General features: G+C 55.1%; 25 protein-coding genes and 1 pseudogene. 17 read left to right on the plus strand and 9 right to left on the minus strand.

The features are described from left to right. Positions 1-77 precede the first annotated feature (77 nt). Positions 78-1166: an SDR family oxidoreductase gene (locus WA225_RS21790; protein ID WP_249384270.1), complete on the plus strand. Its 1089-nt coding sequence runs from the start codon at positions 78-80 to the stop codon at positions 1164-1166. A 340-nt stretch (positions 1167-1506) separates the two neighbouring features. Beyond that, positions 1507-1791, plus strand: a pseudogene (locus WA225_RS21795) (LysR substrate-binding domain-containing protein); the annotation flags it as partial. 134 nt (positions 1792-1925) lie between these two features. On the opposite strand, the gene WA225_RS21800 reads toward WA225_RS21795, so the two are convergent. Further along, on the minus strand, positions 1926-2363 hold the full coding sequence (locus WA225_RS21800) for a nuclear transport factor 2 family protein (RefSeq protein WP_163005358.1): 438 nt from the start codon (positions 2361-2363) through the stop codon (positions 1926-1928). 195 nt (positions 2364-2558) lie between these two features. Here WA225_RS21800 and WA225_RS21805 point away from each other — a divergent pair, with 195 nt between their 5' ends. The 6 genes from WA225_RS21805 (at position 2559) to WA225_RS21830 (ending at position 10560) form a co-directional block, all read left to right on the plus strand. Continuing rightward, entirely contained in the window at positions 2559-3425 is an 867-nt protein-coding gene (locus WA225_RS21805) for an AraC family transcriptional regulator (RefSeq protein ID WP_069556797.1), read from the plus strand. Between the two features lie 460 nt (positions 3426-3885). Continuing rightward, the gene (locus tag WA225_RS21810) at positions 3886-4224 is read left to right on the plus strand and encodes a hypothetical protein (protein ID WP_422609549.1); all 339 of its coding nucleotides are present in this window, start codon (positions 3886-3888) and stop codon (positions 4222-4224) included. 99 nt (positions 4225-4323) lie between these two features. Then, positions 4324-5580 carry a TolC family protein gene (locus WA225_RS21815; RefSeq protein WP_422609808.1) on the plus strand — a complete coding sequence of 419 codons (1257 nt, stop codon included), beginning with the start codon at positions 4324-4326 and terminating at the stop codon, positions 5578-5580. Next, entirely contained in the window at positions 5577-7058 is a 1482-nt protein-coding gene (locus WA225_RS21820; protein ID WP_422609550.1) for an efflux RND transporter periplasmic adaptor subunit, read from the plus strand. The genes WA225_RS21815 and WA225_RS21820 overlap by 4 nt, the downstream gene beginning before the upstream one ends. Further along, positions 7055-10213, plus strand: a complete 3159-nt coding sequence (locus WA225_RS21825) for an efflux RND transporter permease subunit (protein WP_422609551.1) — start codon at positions 7055-7057, stop codon at positions 10211-10213. Before WA225_RS21820 ends, WA225_RS21825 begins: the two co-directional genes overlap by 4 nt. Then, positions 10210-10560, plus strand: a complete 351-nt coding sequence (locus tag WA225_RS21830; protein ID WP_422609552.1) for a copper-binding protein — start codon at positions 10210-10212, stop codon at positions 10558-10560. Before WA225_RS21825 ends, WA225_RS21830 begins: the two co-directional genes overlap by 4 nt. A 156-nt stretch (positions 10561-10716) precedes the next feature. On the opposite strand, the gene WA225_RS21835 is transcribed toward WA225_RS21830, so the two are convergent. From WA225_RS21835 to WA225_RS21845, 3 genes are all read right to left on the minus strand, one after another. Then, positions 10717-11319, minus strand: a complete 603-nt coding sequence (locus WA225_RS21835) for a terminase small subunit (RefSeq protein WP_422609553.1) — start codon at positions 11317-11319, stop codon at positions 10717-10719. Positions 11320-11648: 329 nt separating this feature from the next. Continuing rightward, complete coding sequence (locus tag WA225_RS21840) at positions 11649-11981, minus strand: phage holin family protein (protein ID WP_093099977.1); 333 nt, start codon at positions 11979-11981, stop codon at positions 11649-11651. Positions 11982-12510: 529 nt separating this feature from the next. Beyond that, the gene (locus WA225_RS21845; protein ID WP_422609554.1) at positions 12511-12687 is read right to left on the minus strand and encodes a hypothetical protein; all 177 of its coding nucleotides are present in this window, start codon (positions 12685-12687) and stop codon (positions 12511-12513) included. A 10-nt stretch (positions 12688-12697) separates the two neighbouring features. On the opposite strand from WA225_RS21845, the gene WA225_RS21850 reads away from it, so the two are divergent. The 6 genes from WA225_RS21850 to WA225_RS21875 all read left to right on the plus strand — a co-directional run bounded on the left by WA225_RS21850 (position 12698) and on the right by WA225_RS21875 (position 18892). Continuing rightward, positions 12698-12868, plus strand: a complete 171-nt coding sequence (locus WA225_RS21850; protein WP_422609555.1) for a DNA-binding protein — start codon at positions 12698-12700, stop codon at positions 12866-12868. A 158-nt stretch (positions 12869-13026) separates the two neighbouring features. Next, the gene (locus WA225_RS21855) at positions 13027-13383 is read left to right on the plus strand and encodes a pyocin activator PrtN family protein (RefSeq protein ID WP_422609556.1); all 357 of its coding nucleotides are present in this window, start codon (positions 13027-13029) and stop codon (positions 13381-13383) included. Then, a complete protein-coding gene (locus tag WA225_RS21860; RefSeq protein ID WP_116254740.1) occupies positions 13370-13606 on the plus strand; it encodes a DUF4224 domain-containing protein in 237 nt (78 codons plus the stop codon). The genes WA225_RS21855 and WA225_RS21860 overlap by 14 nt, the downstream gene beginning before the upstream one ends. A 2-nt stretch (positions 13607-13608) precedes the next feature. Next, on the plus strand, positions 13609-14676 hold the full coding sequence (locus WA225_RS21865; protein WP_422609557.1) for a tyrosine-type recombinase/integrase: 1068 nt from the start codon (positions 13609-13611) through the stop codon (positions 14674-14676). A 296-nt stretch (positions 14677-14972) separates the two neighbouring features. Beyond that, a complete protein-coding gene (locus WA225_RS21870) occupies positions 14973-17111 on the plus strand; it encodes an AAA family ATPase (RefSeq protein WP_422609558.1) in 2139 nt (712 codons plus the stop codon). Beyond that, entirely contained in the window at positions 17111-18892 is a 1782-nt protein-coding gene (locus WA225_RS21875; RefSeq protein ID WP_422609559.1) for a UvrD-helicase domain-containing protein, read from the plus strand. Before WA225_RS21870 ends, WA225_RS21875 begins: the two co-directional genes overlap by 1 nt. A 117-nt stretch (positions 18893-19009) precedes the next feature. On the opposite strand, the gene WA225_RS21880 is transcribed toward WA225_RS21875, so the two are convergent. From WA225_RS21880 to WA225_RS21890, 3 genes are all read right to left on the minus strand, one after another. Then, a complete protein-coding gene (locus tag WA225_RS21880) occupies positions 19010-20062 on the minus strand; it encodes a hypothetical protein (RefSeq protein WP_422609560.1) in 1053 nt (350 codons plus the stop codon). A gap of 327 nt (positions 20063-20389) precedes the next feature. Continuing rightward, entirely contained in the window at positions 20390-22282 is a 1893-nt protein-coding gene (locus WA225_RS21885; RefSeq protein ID WP_422609561.1) for a hypothetical protein, read from the minus strand. Positions 22283-22737: 455 nt separating this feature from the next. Next, positions 22738-23286 carry a serine acetyltransferase gene (locus WA225_RS21890; protein WP_422609562.1) on the minus strand — a complete coding sequence of 183 codons (549 nt, stop codon included), beginning with the start codon at positions 23284-23286 and terminating at the stop codon, positions 22738-22740. Positions 23287-23543: 257 nt separating this feature from the next. Between WA225_RS21890 and WA225_RS21895 the strand changes: the two genes are divergently transcribed. Next, positions 23544-23753, plus strand: coding sequence for a hypothetical protein (locus tag WA225_RS21895; RefSeq protein WP_422609563.1), 210 nt, complete (start codon positions 23544-23546; stop codon positions 23751-23753). Between the two features lie 3 nt (positions 23754-23756). Here WA225_RS21895 and WA225_RS21900 read toward each other — a convergent pair whose 3' ends face one another. Both WA225_RS21900 and WA225_RS21905 read right to left on the minus strand, forming a co-directional pair. Further along, positions 23757-24170 carry a cupin domain-containing protein gene (locus tag WA225_RS21900; protein ID WP_422609564.1) on the minus strand — a complete coding sequence of 138 codons (414 nt, stop codon included), beginning with the start codon at positions 24168-24170 and terminating at the stop codon, positions 23757-23759. Positions 24171-24293: 123 nt separating this feature from the next. Then, positions 24294-25202, minus strand: a complete 909-nt coding sequence (locus WA225_RS21905) for a transcriptional regulator GcvA (protein WP_422609565.1) — start codon at positions 25200-25202, stop codon at positions 24294-24296. A gap of 109 nt (positions 25203-25311) precedes the next feature. On the opposite strand from WA225_RS21905, the gene gstA reads away from it, so the two are divergent. After that, positions 25312-25923, plus strand: a complete 612-nt coding sequence (gene gstA, locus WA225_RS21910) for a glutathione transferase GstA (protein WP_422609566.1) — start codon at positions 25312-25314, stop codon at positions 25921-25923. Positions 25924-26006: 83 nt separating this feature from the next. Continuing rightward, on the plus strand, positions 26007-26387 hold the full coding sequence (locus WA225_RS21915; RefSeq protein ID WP_064118315.1) for a RidA family protein: 381 nt from the start codon (positions 26007-26009) through the stop codon (positions 26385-26387). Positions 26388-26552 lie beyond the last annotated feature (165 nt).

Below are 26552 nucleotides of genomic sequence, written 5' to 3' on the forward strand. Positions count from 1 at the left end.
TGATTGCAGTCTATATCACAGATGCTGGCGAAGGCATTCTCTCTCTACCGCACACAACGTGCACAAGGAGAGAACTGATGAGTGATATTCAAAACGGGGAAGACCGCATGATCCCAGCACGGCCCCATTCAAAGGTCGCGCTGGTCGTCGGCGCAAACGGCATCATCGGCAACGCCGTCGCGCAGGAACTCAAGCGTGAAGGCTGGCGTGTCAGAGCGCTTGATCGTCGAACGGTCACCGGCACCGAGACGGTCATCGCCGACCTGACGGACGCCGATGCCGTTGCCATCGCGGTGAAGGCTGCCCGGGATACCACGCATGTTTTTTACGCGGCCTATAGTCCCGATCCGGACCTGGCGGTAGAAGCCAATCGCAATGCCGATATGTTGGCCAACGTCCTCGACGGACTGGAACGAGCCGACTCGGCTCTTGAGCGGGTGGTCATCTATCAGGGTTTCAAAATCTACGGCTCTCACCTCGGCGCGAACGTGCGCACGCCTGCGCGGGAAAGTGACGCTGGGCATATGCCGCCGAACCTGTATCTCGCTCAGGAAGCGCAACTCAAACAGCGCGCGGATAAGGCTCGCTGGGACTATGTAGCTTTGCGCCCTGACTTGGTGATCGGGGATATCTTTGGCAACCCGATGAACATTGCATTGGTCATTGGCGTCTTCGCGGAACTGTCTCGGGAGCTGGGTATCCCGCTGCGTTTCCCCGGCACCGATAAAGCCTACGGCCAGTTGCAGCAATTCACCGATGCCGGCTTGCTGGCCCGGGCCAGTGTCTGGGCTGCACTCAGCGAGTCGGCGGGTGGAGAGGCGTTCAATATTACCAACGGTGACATTTTCCGTTGGGAACGCATGTGGCAAGACGCGGCCACGCATCTGGGGATGGAAACGGCATCTGTGGTGCCCCTGACGCTGGCGCGTCATATGCCGGACAAGGCCGAACTGTGGAGCAAGATCTCCAAGCGTCACGGCTTGATCCAGCCGGACTTGGGAAAACTGGTGGGATGGGGTTTCGGCGATTTCATCTTCCACACTGAGACAGACATCATTTCAGACACCAACAAAATCTACCGTTACGGATTTACTGAAAGAGTTGACTCAACAGCATCACTGTTGGACGCGCTGGACAGTCTGAGGAAACAGCGAGTGCTTCCCTAAGAAACCTGATTCGGTAAGTTGCCACTGAAGCAAACACCTCCATTGGGATTTGGCACTCAGTTACACTTGCCAGATTCCACCCAGGCTCACAATGAGCAAAGCCCCTGACAGTGCCAAATCAATTCAGGGGTAGCTTATGACCGGCTTCTGGCTTTCGCGACCGGCTGAAAACGCACCAAATATGCCCGTCGCATAGGCAGTAAACGGTCATAGCTGCCTGCCGCGAACGCCTGCAATGGATCGTTTTCTGCCTCTCATGACAGACAGCAATCGGCCAATAGCTGCCAGTCACAGAAGGTTGCTTACGACCCAAAGCGAACGGTCGCGACAGGGAGAACTTGGCCGAATGACACGGATGGCGGTGGATGCCTGGCGCCAGAAGCAACGTTTTAGTCCGAACATCGTGCTGGAAGCTAACTCGATTGCCATCTTGAACAATGTACTCAAGCAATGTCGCTTGGCGACTATCCTTCTCGACGCGATAGTGCGTGAGCAAGCTGGATTACGTGAGCTTCGGACAATCCTATCGTTGCCTGGTCGCACAGTGGTGCTGTATCGCCGAAACAATGGGTATCACAGCGTGGCCGCTGACGCGTTTGCGAAACTCGTAAGCGTTCTGAGAACCCGCGTGTGCCTTATTGCCTGGGCGAAAATCGTTGGAAGCGGGTCGATTGCATCGCGCCCGCTGTAGCCCAAAAAACACATCTGTTTCGACATATGAATAGCCCTGTCAAAGGGATCAGGTAGTCAGGCCAGGCATTATGCCGCCGGAAATAGCGGGAATCCGGTTCCGGAGAACGCTTCGGTGTCGAGCCAGAGGTACTGAAAGGATCTGCTCTTGAAAACCCAATCGTCTCCCGAGCGTTGCAGCACATCGAACGCAATGCAGTGATTGCGGTAGTACTTCTCGCCTGGGCCGCGTGCAGATTCATGCACGAATGTGCGGGTAGTTGCCTGATCACCGTCGATAACAATCACCCCCGGCAGTGCGAATTGGACGAAGAACTCCTTGCCTGCGCGCAGTTTGTGAAGCAGCGCCACGTTGTTGTCTGGGCCTTTGGAGTACTGGCCGTGAGGGGCTTGACCAATGATGAATTCGCCATCATCTGCCCAAACCGAGTAAAACATTGCGAGGTCTGCGCGAGTCGCGCTGTCGGCGAAACGTGCAATGGTGTTCCGGATGGACGCCTCGTCCATGAATTGCTGCAAGCGAGAAGGTTGGTCTGACATCATCGGCCCTCTAAGCCAGGGTTATATTGGATGCCTCCACTTTCGCGAACATCCGGCCCGACCACATCCTCGATAGTGCTAAAGCCTTGCCTGATCCTACCAACTGTTTTAGTTTGAGAAACCACTGGCCTGTCGCGAGTGCGACCAGGATCGATAGCCATCATGCTGGAACATCTTCTCGCAATAGTGAGCCGACATCGCGGTTGCGCCGATCTATCAAACACTCTTCCCCGACTGACAATCAGATCCACAGATGCTCCGGTTCCTCCGACCCCGGCTCTATTTGCGCCGAAGTTCTATCTGCTGCTGCAAGGCGCCAAGCGGATGAACATTGCCGATAGCACGTTTGACTGCCATCCGGGCACCTGTGCAGTGGCATCGGTCGGGTTACCGTTCGTGAGTGAAGTGGTAGAGGCGAGCCCGGAAAAACCTTATATCAGTGTCGAATTAATGCTCGATGCAGGGATCGTCGCTGGCTTGCTTCTCGATATGAGCAAGTCCACCCAACCGTATCCGCAGGCGGGCGCTATCTCTATCGCCCAAGCCGATAGCAGTTTTGTCGAGCCGTTGGTTCGCTTCATCGGTCTGCTTGACACGCCAGCAGAGGTTAAGGTGCTTGGCTCCCAGTTCGAGCGCGAGTTCTACTACCGCCTATTGTTAAGTCCGCTAGGCTCCAGGCTCTGCCAAATTGGAATGCACAACACCCGGTTCGGACAAATCAAAATCGCGGCAGACTGGATCAGCGCGAACGCCGATAAGCCGATGAGTGTGCATTGGCTTGCCGCTCATGTCGGTATGAGCGTCACGTCGTTCCACCGACATTTCAAGGCGGTTACTGCACATAGTCCGCTCGCTTACCAGCGACAACTTAGGCTACTCGCTGCTCGACGGCTGCTCGCATCCGGAGCATCAAATGTTACAGGTGTCGCATTTGAGACCGGATACGCCAGCCCCTCTCAGTTCAGTCGAGAATACAAGAAGGCTTTCGGCGTAGCGCCGAACCGCGACGCTTTATCACTGCGCCGCTGATTTGAGCTTTTTCAATCGGATCAGGCTCGAATTGCGCGTGAGTCTCTATGCGTCAGGCGGCTGGAAAGCTTGAAGCGCATTTAAAGTCAATGTGTTTGGGTTGTTGACGAAGGCCCGGCGCAATGCCGGGTTTTGGCTTTCAGCGCAGTTGCTGTTTGTACTACCCAATGGGGTTCTTAGTCTATGTGATGCGATGGTGGAGGGTCCGCTTCTGGCCGGTTTCTGCCTGTTGCGAAGGGCAGCAGCCGACCCATTGCGGACATTTGAAAATGCCCCTTCGCCTGCGCACTGTTGAAGGTGCGCAGTAATACGTCAGGAGATAGTGAGCTGGCTGACAATGTAATGTTGGCTTAATACTGAAGCGCTTATATCACGCGCAATCAGCGCCTTGCGGAAGGCAGCTACAAGCGTGTGCTCAATTGATTGTTAGTGCCATTTCTGACGACTACACTCCAACCCCATGAAACGCTACCTGCGGTTTTTCCTCATCTTCGTGATTAGCCTGGCGCTTCCCCTCAGCGGGATGGCGGGCGTTCAGGCACCGGAACCGTGCCCGATGAAGACGATGGGCATGGCGATGATGGATGACATGGGCATGGACTGCTGCAACGACATGAAGAGCCCGACCGAGCACGGCAAACCCTGCAAGCCGGGTCAGGAATGCAAGACGGGCGGTATGCTGCAAGTTTCGATCCTCAAACCTCCTGTTACCTTGTTCAGCCCCGTAGTACTTCCCTTTTCCAGTGATTCCGTACCTGTGCCCACCCCGTCCGGGGTATGGCGACCGCCTCGCGTCTGATTCCTGTCCCAAATTGAGCCTCATCTCGTTTTAGCGGGATGGCATAGCTGTGCGCATGTCTTTTGACGCGTGCAGTGGATCATCACAGGAATCATAAACATGAACTCCAAGTGCTATTGCACAGGCTGGTCCCTCGTGGCCGGCCTGGCGGCAAGCGTACTGGCATTGCCGAGCTTCGCTGCCGCATTGACACTCGACGAAGCATTGCGGCTGGCCGAAAACAACGCGCCGTCGCTGGCTGCACAGGATGCAAAAATACAGGCCGCCAGCAGCGCGGCTATTCCAGCGGGTGAATTACCTGACCCCAAAGTGCTGGCCGGTGTACAGAACTACCCCATCGGCGGCCCGGATCGCTGGAGCATCAACGACGACTTCATGACCATGCAAATGGTCGGGGTCAGGCAGGAAATGCCAAACAGTGACAAGCGCAAGGCCCGTATCGAGGTCGCCAGCGCCGCCGTTGATCGCGCTGCCGCCGAGCGTCGGGTCGAACGCCTGAACGTGCGCCAATCCACGGCGTTGGCTTGGGTCAGCAGCTATTCGGTTGAACGCAAAGACGCGCTATTCCAGGACTTCTACAAGGAAAACCGGCTGCTGACTGATACCGTCCGGGCGCAGATTGCCGGCGGTCGCGCTCAACCTGCCGACGCTATAACACCCAAACAGGAAGCGGCTCAACTGGCAGAGCAGCAGGACGATTTGATTCGCCAGCGTGCTCAAGCCCGCGCGGCGCTCAAACGCTGGATTGGGTCTGCCGCCAACGAAAAGCCTGTGGGCAGCTTGCCGCAATGGCCGGTCGATACCTCGAACGTCTTCCATAAGCTACAACACCACCCCGAGTTGGCCGCGTATGGGCCGATGACCCTTGAAGCGCAAGCCAAGGTCCGGGAGGCAGAGGCGGAGAAGAAGTCAGACTGGAGTTGGGAGCTTGATTATCAGCATCGCGACCGTCAGTTCGGCGACATGGTCAGCGTGCAATTTTCCTGGGACCTGCCGCTGTTTCCTGACTCCCGCCAAAACCCGAAAATCGCGGCCAAGCAGGCTGAACTCAGTCAGCTTGAGGCCGAGCGCGAAGCCTTGTCACGCGAGCATACCCAGCAACTGGAGAGTGAACTGGCTGACTATGAAAGCCTGAATCGTGCGGTCCAGCGCAATGAGCAAAGCCTGGTGCCACTGGCCAGGGAAAAGGTCGAACTCAGCATGGCCAGCTACCGTGCCGGCAAAGGAGATTTGAATGCCGTTGTCGCCGCAAGGCGTGAACTCATTGAAGCTCGCCTCAAACAAGTCGACGTGGAGGAGCAGCGAGCGCTGACCCGTGCGCGACTTTATTTTACTTATGGGGAGTCCAGCCAATGAGCCTCAAATGGAGCGGAGCATTGCTGGCGGGTGTTTCAATGGTATTGGGAGTTGCCGGTGGCTATTGGTTTGCTCACCAACGCATAAGCGGTGTGCCCGGTACCGCCCCTGAGCAAAGCCTAAATACACCGGACGAACGCAAGGCACTGTATTGGTATGACCCGATGTACCCGCAGCAAAAATTCGATAAGCCTGGTAAATCGCCCTTCATGGACATGCAGCTGGTCCCTCAATACGCCAGTGGAGGTAGTGATCATGCGACGGTCAGCATCGATCCAGGTCTGACGCAGAATCTTGGTCTGCGATTTGCGACGGTCAGCCGTGGGGTCTTTGAATCCAGCCTCAACGTAACCGGTGTCCTGGCCTTCAACGAACGCGATGTCGCCGTAATACAGGCCCGCACCCCAGGCTTCGTCGAGCGGGTCTATGCCCATGCCCCCGGTGATTTGCTTAAAGCCAACGCGGCGTTGGCGGATATTCTGGTGCCAGAGTGGGCAGCCGCACAGACAGAGTTCCTTGCCCTCAAGCGCAATGGTGATGCTGATTTGTTAGCGGCGGCCCGCGAACGACTTCGGCTCACAGGCATGCCGGCAGCACTGATCGCTCAGGTAGAGCGTGGCGGCAAGGTTCAGCCTTACCTGACACTGACCAGCCCTATCGGTGGTGTGATACAGGAGTTGAACATCCGCGCGGGAATGACCGTTGCCGCAGGCGAGACGTTGGCGCGTGTCAATGGTTTGAGCAGTGTCTGGCTGGCGGTGGCCGTTCCAGAATCAGAAGCTGGCTCCATCACCGTGGGGCAAACGGTTGAAGCACAATTACCAGCCTTCCCAGGAGCAAAGGTCAACGGCAAGGTCAGTACGATTCTGCCGGAAACCAACCTGGATAGCCGCACCCTGCGGGTGCGGGTGGAACTGCCCAATCCGGATGGACGCCTCAGGCCCGGTTTGACCGCGCAAGTACGTTTGAACCGTTCAACCGAGCAAAGTGTGTTGTGGGTGCCGAGCGAGGCCGTCATCCGCACCGGCCGACGTGCCTTGGTGATGTTGGCCGAAGACGCGGGCCGCTTTCGCCCCGTGGAAGTGCAGATCGGCCAGGAAAGCGATGGCAAGACGGCCATCGTCAACGGTCTGGATGAAGGCCAGAAAGTGGTCACGTCGGGGCAGTTTCTGCTCGACTCGGAGGCCAGTCTCAAGGGGATCGTGGCCGGATCAGTGCAAGAGTCGCCTCTCAACGCAGCTACCTCCGGTTTGCATGAGGCTGACGGGCAGATCGTCGAGATCGACGATAAAGAAGTCACGCTCGCCCATGGTCCCTTCAAGACGCTGGGCATGCCTGGCATGACGATGACGTTTCCACTTGCCAGCCCGGCGCTGAAACAAGGCTTCAAAGCGGGGGACAAGGTCAAAGTCGCGGTGAGCCAGACCGACGACGGTCTTCGGGTCGAACGCCTGGATAAATCGGGAGGTCAGCCATGATCGCTGCCCTCATTCGCTGGTCAGTGGCCAACCGGTTCCTGGTGCTGCTGGCGACTTTGTTCGTCACGGCGTGGGGCATCTGGTCGGTACAGAGCACGCCCATTGATGCGCTGCCGGACCTCTCTGACGTGCAAGTCATCATCCGTACGCCATTTCCGGGACAAGCCCCGCAAATTGTCGAGAACCAGGTGACCTACCCGTTGGCCACCACCATGCTTTCAGTGCCGGGTGCCAAAACAGTGCGTGGTTACTCGTTTTTTGGCGACAGCTTTGTGTATGTGCTGTTCGAGGACGGGACCGACCTGTACTGGGCCCGTTCACGGGTTCTGGAATACTTGAGTCAGATACAAAGCCGCTTGCCGGCGAGTGCCAAACCGGCGTTGGGGCCGGATGCGACGGGGGTAGGCTGGATTTACCAGTACGCATTGGTGGATCGCACGGGTGGGCACGATCTGGCACAACTGCGCGCGCTTCAGGACTGGTTTCTCAAGTTCGAACTCAAGACCCTGCCCAATGTTGCGGAGGTCGCTACGGTCGGTGGCATGGTCAAGCAGTATCAGGTGCAGCTTGATCCGCTAAAACTGGCCAGCCTCGGTATCACTCAGGCCGAGGTATCCGAGGCGATTGGCAAGGCCAACCAGGAAACTGGTGGTGCCGTGCTTGAGATGGCTGAGACCGAGTTCATCGTGCGCGCTTCCGGCTACCTGAAGTCGCTCAATGACTTTCGGGCAATCCCGCTCAAGCTCGGTGCGGGCGGCGTTCCCGTGACCCTGGGCGATGTCGCGACGATCCAGTTGGGCCCGGAAATGCGCCGTGGCATCAGCGAACTCGACGGCGAAGGGGAGACTGTCGGCGGCGTGGTAATTTTGCGCAGCGGCAAGAATGCTCGCGAAACCATTGCGGCGGTCAAGAGCAAACTCGATGAACTGAAAAGCAGCCTGCCGGCGGGCGTGGAAATTGTCACCACCTACGACCGCAGTAAGCTGATCGACCGCGCAGTGGAAAACCTCAGCCACAAGCTGCTCGAAGAGTTCATCGTCGTTGCGCTGGTCTGCGGGATTTTTCTCTGGCACTTGCGCTCATCCCTGGTGGCGATCATTTCGTTGCCGGTCGGGGTGCTGATGGCCTTTATCGTCATGCGATACCAGGGCATCAACGCCAACATCATGTCCTTGGGCGGGATCGCTATCGCCATCGGTGCCATGGTCGATGCCGCGGTGGTGATGATCGAGAACGCCCACAAGAAAATCGAGGCGTGGCACGCGGCCAATCCTGGAGAGGAATTGAAGGGTGAGCGGCATTGGCAGGTGATGACCGAAGCGGCGGCAGAGGTCGGCCCCGCGCTGTTCTTTTGTCTGTTGATCATCACGTTGTCATTCATTCCGGTGTTCACGCTGGAGGCTCAGGAGGGCAGGCTGTTCGGGCCGTTGGCGTTTACCAAGACCTATGCCATGGCCGCAGCGGCGGGGTTGTCGGTCACGTTGGTGCCAGTGCTGATGGGCTACTGGATTCGGGGGCGAATTCCGGGTGAGCAACAGAACCCGCTGAACCGTTGGTTGATTCGGATCTACCAACCCGCCCTGGATGCGGTGCTGCGTCGTCCCAGAGTCACCCTTCTGGTGGCGCTCTTGGTGTTCGTTAGTGCGCTGTGGCCAATGTCTCGTTTGGGTGGAGAGTTTCTTCCGCCACTGGACGAGGGTGATCTGCTCTATATGCCGTCTGCTCTGCCGGGGCTGTCGGCGCAGAAAGCCGCGCAACTGCTGCAACAGACGGATCGCTTGATCAAGACAGTGCCTGAGGTTGAGCACGTCTTTGGTAAGGCCGGCCGTGCCGAGACCGCCACCGACCCGGCACCGTTGGAAATGTTTGAAACCACCATTCAGTTCAAGCCTCATGAGCAATGGCGTCCGGGCATGACCCAGGAAAAATTGGTGGAGGAACTGGACCGCGTGGTGCGTGTACCCGGCTTGACCAACATCTGGATACCGCCGATTCGTAACCGCATCGATATGCTGGCGACGGGCATCAAGAGTCCAATCGGCGTGAAGGTTGCCGGCACCAACCTGACGGAAATTGATGCGGTCACCCAGGCGGTCGAGCGAGTGGCCAAAGACGTGCCCGGTGTCAGTTCGGCTTTGGCCGAGCGCCTGACCGGTGGCCGCTATATCGACGTGGATATCGACCGCAAGGCAGCGGCCCGCTATGGCATGAATATCGCCGATGTGCAGTCCATCGTGGCTGGTGCTATCGGTGGTGAAAATGTCGGGGAGACCATTGAAGGGCTTGCACGCTTTCCGATCAACGTACGTTACCCACGTGAATGGCGCGACTCGCCGGGTGCCCTGGAGCAATTGCCCGTCTATACCTCGTCAGGCAGCCAGATCACCCTAGGCACTGTGGCGAAAATCAGGATCACCGACGGTCCGCCGATGCTCAAGAGCGAGAACGCACGGCCTTCAGGCTGGGTGTACATCGATGTGCGAGGCAGGGACATTGCTTCGGTGGTCGCCGATCTGCGTCGGGCCGTCAATGAGCAGGTCAAGTTGCAACCCAGCATGAGCCTGAGCTACTCGGGGCAGTTTGAGTTTCTCGAAAGGGCCAACGCACGCCTCAAACTGGTGGTGCCGGCCACGCTGTTGATCATCTTCGTGCTGCTCTACCTGACGTTCGCCCGCTTTGATGAGGCCTTGTTGATCATGGCCACGCTGCCATTTGCACTGACTGGAGGGGCATGGTTCCTCTACCTGCTGGGGTTCAACTTGTCGGTGGCTACCGGAGTCGGCTTTATCGCGTTGGCCGGTGTCTCTGCGGAGTTTGGCGTGATCATGCTGCTCTACCTGAAGAATGCCTGGGCCGAACGTGAGGACCTTGGCGACAGCTCTGAACGCGGACTGGTTGCGGCGATTCGTGAAGGCGCTGTGCAGCGGGTGCGCCCCAAGGCCATGACGGTGGCTGTCATCATTGCCGGCCTGCTACCCATCCTGTTAGGCAGCGGCACGGGTAGCGAAGTGATGAGCCGCATCGCCGCACCCATGGTCGGCGGTATGGTCACGGCTCCCTTGCTTTCCCTGTTTGTCATCCCGGCGGCCTATCGCTTGATGCGCCGTCGAACTCTCCCAATAGAACCCGTCACCCAGGAAGGAAAAATCGTATGAAACTGACCCTTATTGCAGTTGCCGGCACTGCCCTTGTGTTCTCTCTTGTTACCCGAGCGGAGGACATGCAGGGAATGAAAATGGACGATATGGAAGGCATGGAAATGAAGCAGGAATCGAAGCAAACGCCTATCGCCAGTGCCGAGGGCACGATCAAGGCTATCGATCCCGCAAAACATACGGTGACCCTCGCTCACGGCGCCGTTCCAGCGGTGCAATGGCCACCGATGACCATGGCGTTTTCCGTGGCAGAAGATCAGTTGGCAGGGTTGAAGGTTGGAGACCGCGTATCGTTTTCCTTCCGACTAGAGGGTGGAAAAGGAACGATTGTTTCCATCAAAAAATGAAACATTGATCTAGTTCGTAGCCGGCACGCATCGTCGTGCTGGTTTAACCACTTTCACAATAATCTCCGCTTCGGAGACGAGGCGTGTATGACCGCTTCTGGCCGAAAGCAGACGAAGTCGAACAATGATGCTGGCCGAATGAACTCGGCATCCCCCTCAGCATTCGTCCAATGCAAATCCGAAGTCGTCACTGGACACTTGAGCCGCTTCGTTGAGCCGCTGGCGTAGTGCAGCGGTCAGCTGTCGTTCCACTTCCCATGGATCCGACAGCGCAGCGAGCTGCGGCGCCAATTGCGGCGAGAGGCTCATTAGCGAGTGGTTGAGTGAACGCGCCGTCTCATAAGCGGCCTTCTGCACAAAGCTGATTTCCACCAGCTCACCCTGTGCCTTGCGAAACTCCATCTCAGCCATCCGCGCCAGGTAATGCTCGCGATGCGCTCGTGCTTTCTGAAAGTCTGGAGTTTGCCCATGAGCAGGATCAGCGGGCGGCGGCGCAGCCATGTTAGTCGGCTCGGATTGTGCGCCGACGTGGCTGTACACATCACGCTGAAGCCGCTCCTGTTGGTGGCGAGCAGCGACGGCAGCCTTGCTTGGATCAGCGGTTTCGCGGATCAACGCTTCGGTGGCCAATACGTCGACCTGCTTGCCATTGGGCGACAGAACCAGGCGGCCATTCTCTTTCAGCCAAGTGATGTAGCTCGGTGACCGGCCGATGTGCGCAGCGAAGGCGCTCTTTGACAAGTACGTGGTTGCGGTCATAAGCCCTCCTTTTCAGCGGCTTTTCGATGAATCCTTTCAAGATTTCAGTGGATTGAAATTTCAGTAAGCTGGCGGGCCTCCCACTAACAAGATCCCGCGGGTTTCCGACCCCGTACCCTTCGAAAGTCCCCAGGGTCCCCGGCGGTTTTCTGCCCGGGCCGGTCGGTCGACTCGACATCCGAGTGTCATGCCCTACCCCATCCCTTTGGAAAGACGGACATCTCTGCGAAGGTTTCAGCTAGAGAGAATCCGCGAGTTCGATAACCCGTGTAGGGGGCGGCCCTCGGGGAGGACCCGTAAAAATCGGCGCCCTACCCGGCCTGCCCGGCTCATGCCTTCGGCTCAGCCTCGCTCAAGTCCAGCCGCTTGGCCACCCAGCGCTCGTACAAACCGATGGCGACATCCGCGCCGGCCATCGCGGTCAGGCAACCCAGCGCACCCGCTGTCCAGATCGACAGGCCCGCACCAAACAGCAACATCATCGCTGACACGCCGCAGACGATGCAGGCACCGGACCGAAGTGCGAGGCGGCGCAGTAAGGCCCAGCCTCTCGCCCCGTCCTTGTCGGCGCGCCACATCTCGCCAGACACACCGCCAACCAGGGACAGGGCAATCACCATCCAGATCGGCATCTCTGCCAGTGCCTGTTGCTCGTTCGTCATTGCCCTGCCCCTTAAACAAAAAGACCCGGCGCAATGGCCGGGTCAAGTGGTGGGTGGCCTGCCGCGCTTTGCGGTCGCACCCATCGAAGATGGCCCCTTTTTACAGGTCGATTCTGGTGGCAGCAAGACCGTTTTAATGCCATCCGGTGAATGTGTGGCTTACGCCCGGTGAACGGCTGGCGAATGTCGGTGAATATCTATCCCGGCTGTCTTTTGCTTATCTGGCGTCCCATGCGTCCCACCTCTCTAAAACAAGGTGGGACGTCTGAAAGCCCAGTAGATTGGGGCTTTGCCCCACCGTCCTACTTTTATCTCTCTTTTCTCGTGTATAGAGAGAATATTTAAAAACACGCGTGCGCGTGAACACGCGCATTGATGCCCGCTACGCATACACGGGCGGGAGACATGAAAAAGGTGGGACGGCGGGACAGCCCAACAACGACGGGGCCTGCGCCCGTCCCACCACCGCAAAAAGCGGTGGGACGGAGGCAGGCCGGTGGGACGGCGTGAGCCAGAGGAATGCCCACGATCAAGCCGCTTCCCCTAGGAGGAAGTGCTCGACCACGATGTGAGCGTCATGCAAGCGCTGGTAGTAGAGGTTGCGTGTGCAGCCACTCTCAGCCAGACGCGCAGTCAAAGGCGCATCAGGCTGGAAGTAATGCACCTGGACCACCGTCATCAGCTCGGGATCGAGGCGTTTCTTCACGATGCGCTCAATGTCCAGCGAAGCTTACCTGCGTGTCAAGGACAGCCCCTGGTATGACGAAAAATGCGGAATGCAGTACAGCCAGTCGACCCGCGTCATGCAAGCCGGCATCCGCTGGCTGGCCGAGCAGTTGGACATCGATCTTCCTGCCATCCCGGCAGATCGCCGTGACGTGGCCTAGGGAGTACGCCCGCCAGATCGTTGCCATGCGCACACGCGAGGAGCGCAACGCCGCGCTCCTCGAAGTGCCCGAACATCTGCGCGAGCTGACCAGACGCCACTGCCTGAACGCCTGGAACCACCCAGCACGACAACAACGCAAGGAGGCTCGACAAGGCCATGAGTAACGCTGCACAGAATCCGCTTCGCCTGCATCCGGCGCCAGAATCGGCCACCGTCGAACTGCTCTATCGAATCTTCGGTGACGTCCTGATCCCGCTGGAGAAAGTCCGCGAGCAGTACTTTCGCAATCTCAACGAACAGTCGTTCGTGACAGAAATCAACAGCGGCCGGATCCAGCTCCCGATCACCACGCTGGACACCAGCCGCAAGGCGCTTAAGTACGCACACATCCGGCACGTCGCCTCGCTGATCGACATCCGCGCCTACAAAGCCGACGAGAGCATGCAACGCCAACAGGACGAACCCATACAAGCAGAAGCAAATTTAGAAAGGGATAGACATGGAAATTCATAGCGAAACTCTTGCCGAGGACGAGCTGGTCGCAATCACCGGATATCAACGACCTTCATTGCAGCTGGATTGGCTCAATCGAAATGGCTGGAAATACGTACTTACAGGTGCAAGACGACCTGTTGTTGGTCGCGTGTACGCGCGAATGAAACTGTCCGGTGTGAAGCCTTCATCTGACAATATTGCGGCTGAAGCCTGGTCGCTAGATCTTTCACGCGTGGGGTAAAAATGCGACCAAGAAAGGCTGCAAATCGGGATCTCCCACCTCGAATGATCAGGCGGGTTAGGTCAATGAAAAACGGCTCAGAGTGGGTCGGGTACTACTACGACGGGAGAGATGATCAGGGGAAGAGGAAGGAAATTCCGTTGGGTGGCGACTTGGATGTCGCCAAGGCGGAATGGGCGAAACTCGATTGCAAGCCAATTCCGCAAAAGAACAGCCTTCTGGGAAAAGTTTTCGACCGATACGAAGCCGAGATCATTCCGGCGAAAAAACCTAGAACCCAAAAGGACAACTTACTATCTCTGACGCAGCTCAGGAAAGTATTCAATGACGCGCCAATCAATGCTGTGACACCGCAGGTGATAGCCCAGTACCGCGACAAGCGGACTGGGAAAGTTCGGGCGAACCGCGAGATCTCACTGCTCTCGCATATCTTTAACATTGCCAGAGAATGGGGTATCACTGACAAGGAAAACCCAGCATCTGGGGTGCGAAAAAACAAAGAGACGCCACGTGATTTTTACGCTGATTCTACGATCTGGAATGCCGTTTACGGCGCTGCAGTACCAGAGCTTAAAGATGCCATGGACCTGGCTTATCTTACTGGCCAACGCCCTGCTGATATTCTGGCCATGCGCGCTACAGATGTCACCGAAAGCTTCCTGCAGGTTGCCCAGGGCAAGACCTCAAAAAAACTCCGTATCCGACTTGATGCCGGCGATAGTATTAACGGCTTAGGTGAGCTTATAGAAAGGTTGCTGGAACAACGAAAAACGCGTGCGGTTCGAAATCCGTATTTGATCATTACAGAAGACGGTCGCCGCGTGACCGCACCAATGCTTCGCCTGCGGTTCGACGATGCGCGCAATCGCGCAATCGCGACAGCATTAGAGGGTGAAGACACCCAGCTTGCTTCAGGCATTCGGATGTTCCAGTTCAGGGATATCCGGCCGAAAGCAGCGAGCGAGATTGACGATCTTGAGCATGCCAGCAGACTGCTTGGGCATACTGATAAACGCATAACAGAAACGGTCTATCGACGCGTCGGTGAAATCGTAAAACCCACACGATGACCCCCACCAAGAAATTTGCTCACAACCTTTCTTAACCATTCACCTGAGACTTAGAGTCGCCCTTCATGACGTGCGACTCTCGGCCAAAGCAGGCACCTCAAACGTCGACTAAACTGGGGCGATTCAAACAGCCAGCGACACTCAAGACCACAAGCAGAGTTGATAATCCTCATGGAGTTGACTCTTGGCCTTAGGCTCGAAGAAACGCTTCGTATTTTGAGCGGTAGGTTTAGGGACCGCGTAACGATTGCTTCCACACAACTAAGGCTGCTCAGGGAGCGGCGGGCCGGAGAAGCATGCATATTTCTAAACTGACCATCGTCAATTATCGAAACTTCAAGAACTCAACTCTACAGTTCCAGAGAGGGGTTAACACCATCATTGGCGAGAATGGGTCTGGGAAGTCGAACATACTTCGCGCGATTCGGCTTCTACTAGATGACAACATGGTTCGTGCCGCCTACCGCTTGGAGGAATCTGACTTCAGCAGGTCGCTCGATCAATGGCAGGGCCACTGGATCATCATCAGCATGGAGTTCGAGGAGATCAGTACAGATGAATCTGTGCAGGCGCTATTCCTCCATGGAACGGCCACGCTTGAAGATGCGCCGCTCGCAAAAGCTACCTACAACCTCATCTTCCGACCTAAGAAAGAGATCCGGCTGAAGCTGGCTGCGCTCGATCTTTTTGACTATGACAAGCTAACTGAGATCCGCAGCTCGATTACGATCGATGACTACGAGACAATTTTCACAGGGCGGAGCAGCGCCGACTTCAGCAATCCCGCGACTTACGAATCGATTATTGGTGACTTCAGGTCATGCTATTTCAAATCAGAGACAGAATTCCCGGAAATCGGATCAAAGGTGCCGGGCTTTCTCTCTGTCACGAAAGAAGTCTCGCTGACCTTCATTCAAGCACTTCGCGATGTTGTTTCAGAGTTCCACAACAACAGAACGAACCCTTTGTTCACGCTGCTCAAGAGCAGAAGCGGCGAGATCAACCCAGCAACAATGCAGCCCATTTCACAGATGGTTCGCGACCTTAACTCATCCATTGAAGACCTTGAGGATGTGCAGTCCGTACGCAATCACATTCGCGAGACGATCAAGGACGCTGCTGGCGAGACCTACTCGCCTGCGTCACTCTCAATCAAATCTGACTTACCTGAGGAGGCGGAGAAGCTCTTTCAGTCTCTGCGGCTTTTCGTTGGCGAGTCCGAGGAAGGGTACGAAGGAGGGATTCATGAGTTGAGCCTTGGCGGGGCTAATCTGATCTACCTCACACTCAAGCTGCTTGAATTCAAGTACCAGCGCGAAAAGCTTTCCATCGCAAATTTCCTCCTGATTGAGGAGCCGGAAGCACACATTCACACCCACATCCAGAAGACCTTGTTCGACCGCATCGCCTACAGCGACGCGCAAATCATCTACACCACGCATTCGACTCACATCTCAGAGGTTAGCAATGTAAGTAACGTCAACATTTTGGGACGACACGGTCCATTCTGCGAGGCATACCAGCCAGCTACCGGCCTTGAGCCGTCCCAGGTAACGAGCATCCAACGGTACCTCGACGCGGTGCGTAGCAATCTGCTCTTCGCAAAGAGCGTGATACTGGTGGAAGGTGATGTGGAGGAAATCCTAATCCCGATTCTAGTCAAAACTGTGCTCGGCTTAAGCGTCGACGAACTTGGCATCAGCGTCGTCAATATCCGCAGCACGGGCTTCAAGAACGTAGCGGTTCTGTTCCACAACCTGCGCATCCGAAAGCGCTGCGCAATCGTTACTGACCTCGATAGCGCCTTTTTCGACATCACACCATTACTCACGGATACGCCAGCTATCGTAGCGAGAAAAGGCAAGGCGGCCGGCTCACAGAAGTCCGGCCAAGAGCGCAAGGCTGACCTAGATAATTTTGTTGCTGGAAACCAGTGGCTCGCTACCTTCTACGCTACACATACCTTTGAGGTCGATTTCGTCGCAGCTGGGAACCAAGAATCGGTTGTTCAAACCATCTCTAAAGTCTACAAAGACGCAGCGACAATTGATGCTTCGGTCAATGCGCTCCGCTCAGGTCAACTGGACCAAATGGGGCGCCGAACACTGATGATGGCTCAACAGGAAGGAAAGGGATGGTTCGCCATTCTTCTCGCTAACGAGCTCACTCATGATGTAAGAATCCCCGACTACATTCAGCAAGCCATTCATTTTGCACACGGTCACTTCTCCCGAACTTTGCTTTCCCGAATCATTCAGTATCGGGCGGACAGTCGGTTCGGATCTCAACCTTTAGCGACTCCTTTCCACACCGCGTTACGGGTGGATATTGAGCGCTTCCAACGAGAAGAAATCAGTCTTCAGTCTCTCAAAGCGGCAGTTGAATTGATGTTACCGGGGGACGTGATCAATTCGTTCCTGGCGGAGATTACATAATGTTCGCTTGGGACCCTCGGGATCTTAATCTTGAGCAAGCTGCGGCCGTTGAGGAACCATCGAGCGTCTTTCTTATCGCGTGTCCTGGCAGTGGAAAAACGCGCACTCTGACCTATAAAATTGCCTATGAGTTATCCCGCCGCACCGACAAACGTATTCTGGCAGCCATTACCTATACGCATCGGGCCGCCGATGAGATCCTGGAGCGGATAGAGGACCTCGGTATCGATACATCGGGGCTGTGGATTGGTACGATCCATTCCTTTTGCCTTGAATGGATTATCAAGCCTTACGGCATTTATTGCCCTGAGCTCGCGCATGGTTACCGCGTAATCGATACGCACGATCGTGAGCTAATGCTGGAGCGGCTATGCGCACCTTATAGAGGAATCACCCACTGGGACTGCGATTACTTTGTAAGCGAAACTGGATACTACCTTGCATGTCCCGACACTCGGAAGCACGATGCGATTCACAAAGTCTTACGGGAATATTTTACCGAGCTTGCAGCGAGTCGAAAGATTGATTTTGAACTGATCTTGTGGCATGCCCAAGCTCTCATGCGGGATAAAAACCATATTGCGGTACTGCTTTCGCAGGTGTTTTCCCACCTCCTAATGGATGAGTACCAAGACACGAAACAGATTCAGTACAGCCTATTGATTTCTATTCTGCGCGCCGGCGGCGGAAGAACAAATACCTTCATCGTTGGCGATCCGAACCAGGCGATCTATGGATCGCTTGGCGGCTATGCAATGCCTGTGGCTGAGTTCCGCACCCAGGCAGGCATACCAATCAAAGAGATGAAGCTCAGTCGAAATTATCGGTCCAGCGAGAGAATAATCAGCTATTTCTCAAACTTTAACGTCCATGCGACGAGCATCAAAAGCGAGGGCGACAACGCAGCGTTCCCTAGCCTGATAACTTACAACCATTACATTGCACATACCGACTTGCATGATGAATTGGTTCGGCTCATCCAGGAGAGTCTTGCCGCTGGTCATGCACCCGAGGAGATTTGCGTGCTGGCCCCGTGGTGGATACTGCTGGCATCCACAACCCGTAAACTAGTGGCGATGCTGCCCCACTGCCAATTTGATGGCCCCGGCCTTGTTCCTTTCAGCAACGACTATGACAACTTCTGGTTCAAAGTATCTAAAATCCTACTTACTGAGTCCTCGCCGAGGCTCCTAATTCGTCGTATGCGTTGGGCTAACGATGTGATCAAGGATCTCGGTGATTTCGGTGTTGACACTTCTCGTCTGTCCCAGAGACTGCTGCTCAGGGAATGCAACACAATCTCGATCATGGAAACGGATGGTCTCAGCTATCTTGATCAAGCCTTCACTGCATTGTTTGAGCGGCTTTCCATATCCATCGATAGCTTTCCACCACTTACGGAACACCGCGAGGCCTTCTTTGGCAGCTCTGCATCCAGAATCGAAAGGCTTCAGAAAGCCGGGGCTAGCTATATCAATGATGTAGCATTCTTCAAGAAGGTGTTCCGTGAACGAACTGGCATAACAGTTTCGACTATTCATGGAGTCAAAGGCGCGGAATTCGACGTTGTCATTGCCTTCGGGCTACTGCAAGGTATGGTGCCCCACTTCAATGAAACGAATGCGGAAGATGCGGCGAACAAGCTTCTGTACGTATTAGGCTCCCGTGCTCGCAAGCACCTTCATTTAATGTCGGAGGTGAACCGCCCCAGAGGACGCTATGGGATTTATACACCTACCGAAACGCTCATTGCGTACACATTTGCTTATGACCTCGACTAGGCTGCTGTCGTACTGAACTCATCGCAAGTTTTTATCACACCCTAGACTCGTAAACGCCATAGACCTGTTGAACCCCCAGTCCATAGCGAAACCTCCTCAACCAACCCGGCAGCTACGTTAGGTCTCGCCGGCAAGTCTCGACATTTGCCTGATCCTTTCAAGAGACTCAGTGACGTGCTTCGGATATTCACCGTTGAAGTATTCAAAGGTTAGCGGATTGGCTGTGTAGAATTGACAGAAAAAATTAACCCAGTCTTCCGTTTTCAGCGACCCATTGATCTTGAAGAGCTTGCTCGATCTAGCTTTGATGTGCGCAGAGTTCTTCATCGTCATGTTGAAGTCGGAATCCCGCCTCTGAAAATATTCTTCCTCCGTGAAAAGCTGGATCGCGCCATCGAAGTGCCTGAAACAGTTGGCCGCGAGATCGAACTCGGCGTGCAGATAGCGCGCGGGGAAGTAGTACTGCCCCTCGACCTCGATTCGAATGTTCTCCGTTTTCATTTCCAGAGCCTGAAACGATTTGATGCCATTCGACTCGCTCCACTTGATGTCGAGACAGTAGGCGTTGGCAAAGAGGAAGGAGATATGCCTAGAGTCGAGATCCAGAGGCGGACGCAGCTTGGAGATTCCGGTTTCGATGTTTTGTATGTCTCCGTCGAAGGGAGCGCCGTACCAAGTGTCGGCCTCAAAATAGCCTAAGCCGTCGACATTGATCCGGACCCGGTCTTCGTCGAGAGCAATGTATTTTTCTATGCCGGAACTGTCGAACCGCCAAAACAGGTCTATAAACCTTGGTGCCCAGTTATTGACTAGGTGCATTCCTCGTCGGTAACAGGGGTGGGCCATCAAAATAAAATCGGGACCGGCAAAGCATCCTTCGTAATGGGGGCTGGGCGGGAATCGGCTGGCGATCTCATTGAACGGCAGCAATCCATCACGCTCGGCCTTGATTGGCCCCAGTAACGTTCGTGTGATGCCCTGCGCCTTGGCAACGATGCCGATGGTCTGGATGTATTCAAAGGACTCCTCGCTGAGGATCACGCCTTTGGATGCGGCTAAGCCCATAAACCTCGAAATCTGGGCAGTAGCTTCGGCAAGGCGAGTGCGGGACTGTTTTTCTTTATCCGCTATATAGCGTGCCATCATCTCGTCGTATTCTTGATCAATCATCACTATTTCCGAGCAGATGACAGGGGCGATTAATATACATTTGCCTCCGTTAGAGGCTAGACGTTTGTCTCGATAAAACAAGTTTCAATGCGCGGCTTCTTAGGCCTAAACGATTATTTCCCTTAAGTCGTCATTCCGAATGCGGATTTACGGAAATACCCGGACGTCTTGGGATGATAAGCGCTTCGAAAAATTAAAGGACGCTTCGAGCAAAGGGCCTGTTAGCCGGCGGTCTTTTTTCGCCTAAACATATTCATAGCAGACTTTTATATAGCCGATCTAAAAACACCAGAGACTGGAGCATCCCATCCAAAAAAGCACGAACTTTCAAGAGAAAATTTCGCATAGCAAGTCCTCACGCATTCTTTCCCAGACAGGCTCCAGCATCTGCTTTATCCACTTAAGATCGCTCCTTATATCTGCGATGGTCTCGCAGCAACAGATCAGCGAACGAAGTGCCATTTCCAACATCGAGCTGCTGCTACAACACTCAGCAATACCAACCATTAAGGCGTCCAGCTCCTCGACCAATGGATGTGACCCCAATTGTAAATTGCCCCTGATGTAACCATGGTGTTCTTCAGGAAGACGGTAGGCTAGATGCTGGACGCAACGTAATACCGCCTGTACCAAGTGTGTTTCGATATTAGCCGGAGTAGCGTATATACAGAAATGTGACTGCATCGAATGTAGACAATTACTCAACATTTCCGAGGTATCAATTTCCGAAACCTGCGAAACACACAACCGAGAGTAGGAAAACAGATGTTCATCCGGATCAAATATTGGGAAATTACCAGTCAGTTTTTTCCATGGATGACTGAGCCAAGACAGCTCCGCTCTACACTTTCCACGGTACCAGCGCATGACTCGGGGTATAAGCGTAAGACTCAACCAATCGTGAGTGAACTCCGCACTCCACAGCCCACGCGGCCCCCAAGAACTGGAAAGTTCACGAAGGTGATTTGCGCTCCAGCCGATGAGAATACTGGGCTCATGAGAACTACACATCCCACCCTCTTGGTATACGTACAAAATTAGATGGTAACCGGAGTCCAACGAATCGGTGACCCTAGGCGAAAAAACCTTTAGTACACTATTTCCAGAAGCATCAAATATATGTTCTTCGGTCTCACCTGTAGCGTAGTCATGCTCTCTGGCGTAAATCATGATGAGGCGCCAGAGAAAACGTGAAACGCTATAGATTGTATGTACAGGCTGTGATGAATCGTTAAGTCGCTTGAATCTTAGACAGCGCCAATTGGCTTCCAGTCTCTGGATCGTGTCTAGATAGTGAGTCCAAACCTGGATCAGGCACCAATTCAGGTCCTCTAGCTCTTTTCGGTCCAAGCTCAATTGGAACTTCTGTGTTGTGAGCAAGAAACGCGCCGAATCGCTCAGAGGCAAAGTGAAAGGTCCCTTTACCGGATCGTGATAATGCCCTGCCCATTGCAGCCAATGCACCAAATCCTTCCCAGCAATGGCCAAGGAAACTCCCGCCAAATTGGATCGGGCAAATGAAAAAATGGCGGAAGCTATATGCGATCTCGGACTTGGCAGCAGGACTTCCATCCTGACGCTTTCGTTTTCGATAGTAAGATGCGAATCGTAGTGCTGAGAGAAGCCTTTTCGATAAAACTGCTGTTCTTCTATAGGCATCCTCAGTGTATGGCAGAAGCGGTCGCTGATCTGTTTAGAGAAAAAGGTTTCGACGAGTTCCGGATTCTGCCGCAGAAGCTGTTCGATCCAGCCTTTGTGCCAAATTTCAGCAGATAAGCCATGTGCTTCCAATTCCTTTTTGGCTAAGTGCCAAGCCTCAAGCAGTTGAGTGTCTTCTTGAATATCAATCGAAAGACAGAGAATCCAGGTGCGTGACTCACTCGCCAACTTTGCTTCAAGGAAGGTCTTGACCCAAGTTCGAATATCTGCCGGTTTTACTTTCCTCCATCTTTTTACCTGAGCAACCTTGTATTTGCTCTCTCGTGGTGCCTGCCAGATGATGTCAATACCTTTCTGATCCTGCCCTGCCCTTCCATATTTGAAAACCTGTAGGCCGCCTTCCGAATACTGGTGCTGGATCAAGCGCGCGCATAGTCTCTCGAAGTCTTCCCAATGCATGAGATGAAATGGTAAACCTTCCAGTTTGGGTTCGAGGATGTCGCTTATCACAGGGGACGGGGATGCCAGTAAATTTCCTGGATTGATATCTGTGAATTTCATGCAATTCCTTTGGCACTGGCATCAAAATTTTAGTCAAGACAGCCTGTCAAATCAGCCATGTTTTTGTCAAAACAAAGAGAGCCCAGGCGAGTCCAACAATATGGCTACCCGCGAGGTGCGCTGAATTTAGCGCCCACAGAAATATTTCGGTTCAACCGCCGACATAAGGCACGACCCCTCCACCAGAAAAATCAAAAACCGGCAAAAAATCATTTCCGCAATTAGATTCCTACCCGCTGCTTTCAGCGACCCTCAGAGCATCGGCGAACACTGGCTTGCGGAAATAAATTTAGGCTAAGACATTGAAATAAAAGGATTATTCTTCGGACTTGAAAGCCGTCGACTGTAACAGGTCCATGAGTTCGAATCCCATCGCCTCCGCCATCTTATGTACGACAAAGCCCTGATTATTCAGGGCTTTGTCGTTTCTGGCGTTCGGTAACTGAAGCATCACCTTACTTCAGCTTGGTCCGATAAGTCGGGCGGTACTCGGTGTAATACACGGTGTCGTCTGGAATATCCTTGTTCACGAAAGCCTGGGCACCAATCGTCACGTTGTTGCCGATATTGATTTCACCGACGATGCAGACGTTTGCGCCGATTTCGACGTTGTCACCGAGGCGCACGTGACCCTGGGTATAGTCCTTGGAGCCAATGGTGGTGTTCTGGCGAAGGCGAAGGTTTCGGCCAATGATGGCCCGATGGGTAATGACGATGCCGATGCGATGCGAGAAACAGATACCCGGACCGATTTGTGCCGACAAACCAATGTCGATATTGTGCTCGCGGATCAGCTTTCGATTTATCCGCTTTGCCCACTTTTTATAGTTCCAGAACCCGCGAGGCTTGTTGTGCAGGTACTGGGCAATCCTGAACCAGAACACGTAGTGGTACCGTTCCTTGGCCAGTACCCTGTTGATCAGCGTGCTCATTTTTACGCTGCCGTCTTCCTTGGTAGCAATTTCCTCCTTCAGGTAAGCGCACAGCTCCTTGAAATCCCTCATTTATCTTTCCGAAATATGGGCCGATTGTGACGGCGTTAATCTTGAGGCGGATTATGTCAGGGCTGAAATAGTATCGATACAGATCGTTATGCCCGATCGCTATCTGGAAAAGTGGTGGAATGGAGAGCGCATGGCCCTCAGCGCAGCAAGTCAATTTAAGGAAGTGGGCCGTTTAATCCATGCTCACCGGGCAAGCAACTGACTAATTCAAACGTTCTCCGGCGAATACTTTTTATTACCTTGCAGGAGAGTCACCAATGCCGAAAAAACAACCCGCAGCCCGAGAGGCCGCCAGCGCTGCGGACATCGAGCGCGCTATCCAGGCGTTGAACAAAATGGCCGAACGTCTGTGGGGCGATGGTCGAGAAGCAGAAGCCAAAGCGCTTCTCGATGCACTTGATGCCTTGAACCGGGCGCTCGACCGAATCCGCATCGGCGAGAGTCGCCGAACGGTGACACTCCATTGAGCGTTACGGCTTGAGAATCAACACGGGCTCGCCCTTCTTCACAATATAAGTCGCCAGCTCCGAGCCCTTGTCCGAGCCAATGTTTTTGGCGATATGCGCAACCCCTTCCGGGATGAACAGCGAGTCACCCGCCTTCAGCGTCACCGGTGCCCTGCCCTCCAGTTGATATTCGAAAGTGCCGCTGATCACGTACGCCACCTCGACGCCCGGATGTGCGTGCCTTGGTGAAGCCACGCCGGACTCGAAATCGACCCGCGCCTGGATCACTTCGCGACCCGCAGCGCCGAGGTCCTGACGAACCAGATCGGTGCGGCTAAGTCCTTGCTGCCAGCTCTTGGGTTGCGTGTCAGCGGCCTGTGCGATACCGGCCAGGGAAGCGAGAATGGCAGTGGTTGCCAGAAAGAGTGGACGGCGCATGATGTAGCCCTCTTGTGCGTAGTGGTGGTGTGACCTCTACTGTGTGCCGGGCATGTAGCGTGGATGTGTCGTGAACCCGTAGTTTGTTATTGGCATGTGTATCCGGTCGGGATTGATACACGCTTATACAAACGTTTCGCTGCTTTGACGCTGCGCCAACAGCCATGTCCTCAAGGCGACGATTTTCTTCGAGTTGGCGGTTTCCTGAGGCGCCACCAGATAGAAGCCCAGATCATCCTTCAGGCGCAAAGCGAAAGGGGCGACCAATCGTCCGGCTCGCAGGTCATCGTCGACATAGGTCGAGCGGCCGATGCACACGCCCTGCCCGTCAACGGCTGCCTGCACCGCCATCATCGCCAGGTCGAAGGTCAGCCGTGACCCTTTGGCCAGTTTCGCGGGCTGTTGCGCCGCGCTCAGCCAGGTGTTCCAGTCTGCGGCGGTCATGCCGCTGACTTGCAGCATCGTGTGGTTGGCCAGATCGGCCGGCGTCTGCAAGGCCTTCCCACCCTTGAGCAAGGCCGGACTGCACACCGGGAAGATTTCATCGGACATCAGCCAGTCCGCACGCAAACCCCTCCAGTCACCGCGACCATAACGAATCGCCGCATCAATCCCGCCACGGCGAAAGTCCACCAGATCGGTGGCGGCGCTGACCCGCACTTCGATATCAGGGAACGTCTGCTGAAAGGCCGGCAGGCGCGGCAACAACCATTTGGACGCGACCGACACTAATGTGCTGATGGTCAGCACCGTGTTGTCGCGTGCCGCGAACAGCTGCTCCGTCGAGTAGCGCAACTCATGAAACGCCGAGCGGATGCCGGGCAAGTAAGCCTGCCCGTCCTCAGTCAGTGCCAGGCCATCCTTGAGCCGCAAAAACAGCGTCACACCAAGCTCCGCCTCCAGTCTGCGAATCTGATGGCTGATGGCGGTTTGCGTGACGTTGAGCTCTTGCGCAGCCTGGGTAAAGCTCATGTGGCGCGCGGCGGATTCGAAGGCTCTCAAGCCATTCAATGAAGGTAATCTGGCGACCATATGGCGTTAAACACTCATGAGATTTTGTCATACGCTATCACTCGAAATGACCTTTGCGAAATGCTCAGTGACGATCGATTCTGGCGCCCTCTTTCAAAAAGGATCTGTCATGAAACTGTATTTCGCACCGATGACCTGCTCGCTGTCATCGCACATTGTGTTGCGGGAACTGGGGTTGCCGTTCGAGCTGATTCGCGTCAATAACCACAGCAAGCGCACTGCCGATGGCCGCGACTTTCGCGAGATCAATCCCAAGGGATACGTGGCTGCCTTGTTGCTGGATAACGGCGAGGTGTTGACGGAGGGGCCGGCGATTCTTCAATACCTGGCCGATCAGGTTCCGCGGCATAAATTGGCTCCGGCCAATGGCACGTGGGAACGCTCACGTTTGCAGGAGCATCTGAACTTCATCAGCAGCGAAATCCACGGCGCCAGCGCGCCGCTGTTCAACAATGAGATCCCGGAGTCGATCAAAGCGATCTTCAAACAAACACTGTTCAAGCGCCTGGACTTTCTCAGCCAGACACTCGCCCCCCAGAATTATCTGATGCGCACCTTCAGCGTGGCCGACGCTTATTTGTTCACCGTCCTGCAGTGGCTGCCGTCCTTCAATATCGACATTGAAAACTGGCCGGTACTGGCGACCTACGCTAAGCGCATAGCCGAGCGCCCAAGCGTACGCTCGGCCATCGCGGCAGAACAAGCCACACATCCGGTCTGATCCGTGCCGATACGCAAACGGGCGATGTCGCCAATGAATCTGTAAACTGCCGCAATCTTTACTCGCTCAAACAAGGGATCAGCATGGCCAACCAAGACATCACTTTCACTCCCGATCCGGACGCAGACTCGATCTCTTCGGACGTCACCACGTTCAACGGCATCATGGTCTCCACCCAGATCCCGACCCGGGCCGATGGCAGCCTGGAGCTGGGCGATATCACCCTGCAAAGCGAATGCACCCTGCAAGCACTGAAGGTGGCACTGGAACGTGCGGGCAGTTCGATGGATCGGGTGATGCACCTGACCATTTACCTCACCGACATGGCGGATCGCGCCGCGTTCAACGAGGTTTACAAGCGCTTCTTCGCCAAGCCATGGCCGGTGCGCGCGGCAGTCGGCGTCGCTTCGCTGGCGGTTGAAGGCATGCGTGTGGAAGTGACCGCGATGGCCGCCAAGGCCTGAGACTCACTGCACAACCCCTTGTGGGAGCGAGCTTGCTCGCGAAAGCGTCAGTTCAGGCGCCATTGATGCTGAATGTGATGGCCCCTTCGCGAGCAAGCTCGCTCCCACAGGGGTCAAGGTGACAATGCCCTGTGCCATCGGGCAGCACAGGCGTGCCGGGCGCGC

This window comes from Pseudomonas sp., from assembly GCF_049300855.1.
Classification (GTDB): domain Bacteria; phylum Pseudomonadota; class Gammaproteobacteria; order Pseudomonadales; family Pseudomonadaceae; genus Aquipseudomonas.

Excerpts from the sequence above, each read along its gene's own strand:
- WA225_RS21790 (WP_249384270.1), top strand. The coding sequence starts at position 78 with ATGAGTGATATTCAAAACGGGGAAGACCGCATGATCCCAGCACGGCCC.
- WA225_RS21800 (WP_163005358.1), bottom strand. The coding sequence starts at position 2,363 with ATGGACGAGGCGTCCATCCGGAACACCATTGCACGTTTCGCCGACAGC.
- WA225_RS21805 (WP_069556797.1), top strand. The coding sequence starts at position 2,559 with ATGCTGGAACATCTTCTCGCAATAGTGAGCCGACATCGCGGTTGCGCC.
- WA225_RS21810 (WP_422609549.1), top strand. The coding sequence starts at position 3,886 with ATGAAACGCTACCTGCGGTTTTTCCTCATCTTCGTGATTAGCCTGGCG.
- WA225_RS21815 (WP_422609808.1), top strand. The coding sequence starts at position 4,324 with ATGAACTCCAAGTGCTATTGCACAGGCTGGTCCCTCGTGGCCGGCCTG.
- WA225_RS21820 (WP_422609550.1), top strand. The coding sequence starts at position 5,577 with ATGAGCCTCAAATGGAGCGGAGCATTGCTGGCGGGTGTTTCAATGGTA.
- WA225_RS21825 (WP_422609551.1), top strand. The coding sequence starts at position 7,055 with ATGATCGCTGCCCTCATTCGCTGGTCAGTGGCCAACCGGTTCCTGGTG.
- WA225_RS21830 (WP_422609552.1), top strand. The coding sequence starts at position 10,210 with ATGAAACTGACCCTTATTGCAGTTGCCGGCACTGCCCTTGTGTTCTCT.
- WA225_RS21835 (WP_422609553.1), bottom strand. The coding sequence starts at position 11,319 with ATGACCGCAACCACGTACTTGTCAAAGAGCGCCTTCGCTGCGCACATC.
- WA225_RS21840 (WP_093099977.1), bottom strand. The coding sequence starts at position 11,981 with ATGACGAACGAGCAACAGGCACTGGCAGAGATGCCGATCTGGATGGTG.
- WA225_RS21850 (WP_422609555.1), top strand. The coding sequence starts at position 12,698 with ATGTCCAGCGAAGCTTACCTGCGTGTCAAGGACAGCCCCTGGTATGAC.
- WA225_RS21855 (WP_422609556.1), top strand. The coding sequence starts at position 13,027 with ATGAGTAACGCTGCACAGAATCCGCTTCGCCTGCATCCGGCGCCAGAA.
- WA225_RS21860 (WP_116254740.1), top strand. The coding sequence starts at position 13,370 with ATGGAAATTCATAGCGAAACTCTTGCCGAGGACGAGCTGGTCGCAATC.
- WA225_RS21865 (WP_422609557.1), top strand. The coding sequence starts at position 13,609 with ATGCGACCAAGAAAGGCTGCAAATCGGGATCTCCCACCTCGAATGATC.
- WA225_RS21870 (WP_422609558.1), top strand. The coding sequence starts at position 14,973 with ATGCATATTTCTAAACTGACCATCGTCAATTATCGAAACTTCAAGAAC.
- WA225_RS21875 (WP_422609559.1), top strand. The coding sequence starts at position 17,111 with ATGTTCGCTTGGGACCCTCGGGATCTTAATCTTGAGCAAGCTGCGGCC.
- WA225_RS21880 (WP_422609560.1), bottom strand. The coding sequence starts at position 20,062 with ATGATTGATCAAGAATACGACGAGATGATGGCACGCTATATAGCGGAT.
- WA225_RS21885 (WP_422609561.1), bottom strand. The coding sequence starts at position 22,282 with ATGAAATTCACAGATATCAATCCAGGAAATTTACTGGCATCCCCGTCC.
- WA225_RS21890 (WP_422609562.1), bottom strand. The coding sequence starts at position 23,286 with ATGAGGGATTTCAAGGAGCTGTGCGCTTACCTGAAGGAGGAAATTGCT.
- WA225_RS21895 (WP_422609563.1), top strand. The coding sequence starts at position 23,544 with ATGCCGAAAAAACAACCCGCAGCCCGAGAGGCCGCCAGCGCTGCGGAC.
- WA225_RS21900 (WP_422609564.1), bottom strand. The coding sequence starts at position 24,170 with ATGCGCCGTCCACTCTTTCTGGCAACCACTGCCATTCTCGCTTCCCTG.
- WA225_RS21905 (WP_422609565.1), bottom strand. The coding sequence starts at position 25,202 with ATGGTCGCCAGATTACCTTCATTGAATGGCTTGAGAGCCTTCGAATCC.
- gstA (WP_422609566.1), top strand. The coding sequence starts at position 25,312 with ATGAAACTGTATTTCGCACCGATGACCTGCTCGCTGTCATCGCACATT.
- WA225_RS21915 (WP_064118315.1), top strand. The coding sequence starts at position 26,007 with ATGGCCAACCAAGACATCACTTTCACTCCCGATCCGGACGCAGACTCG.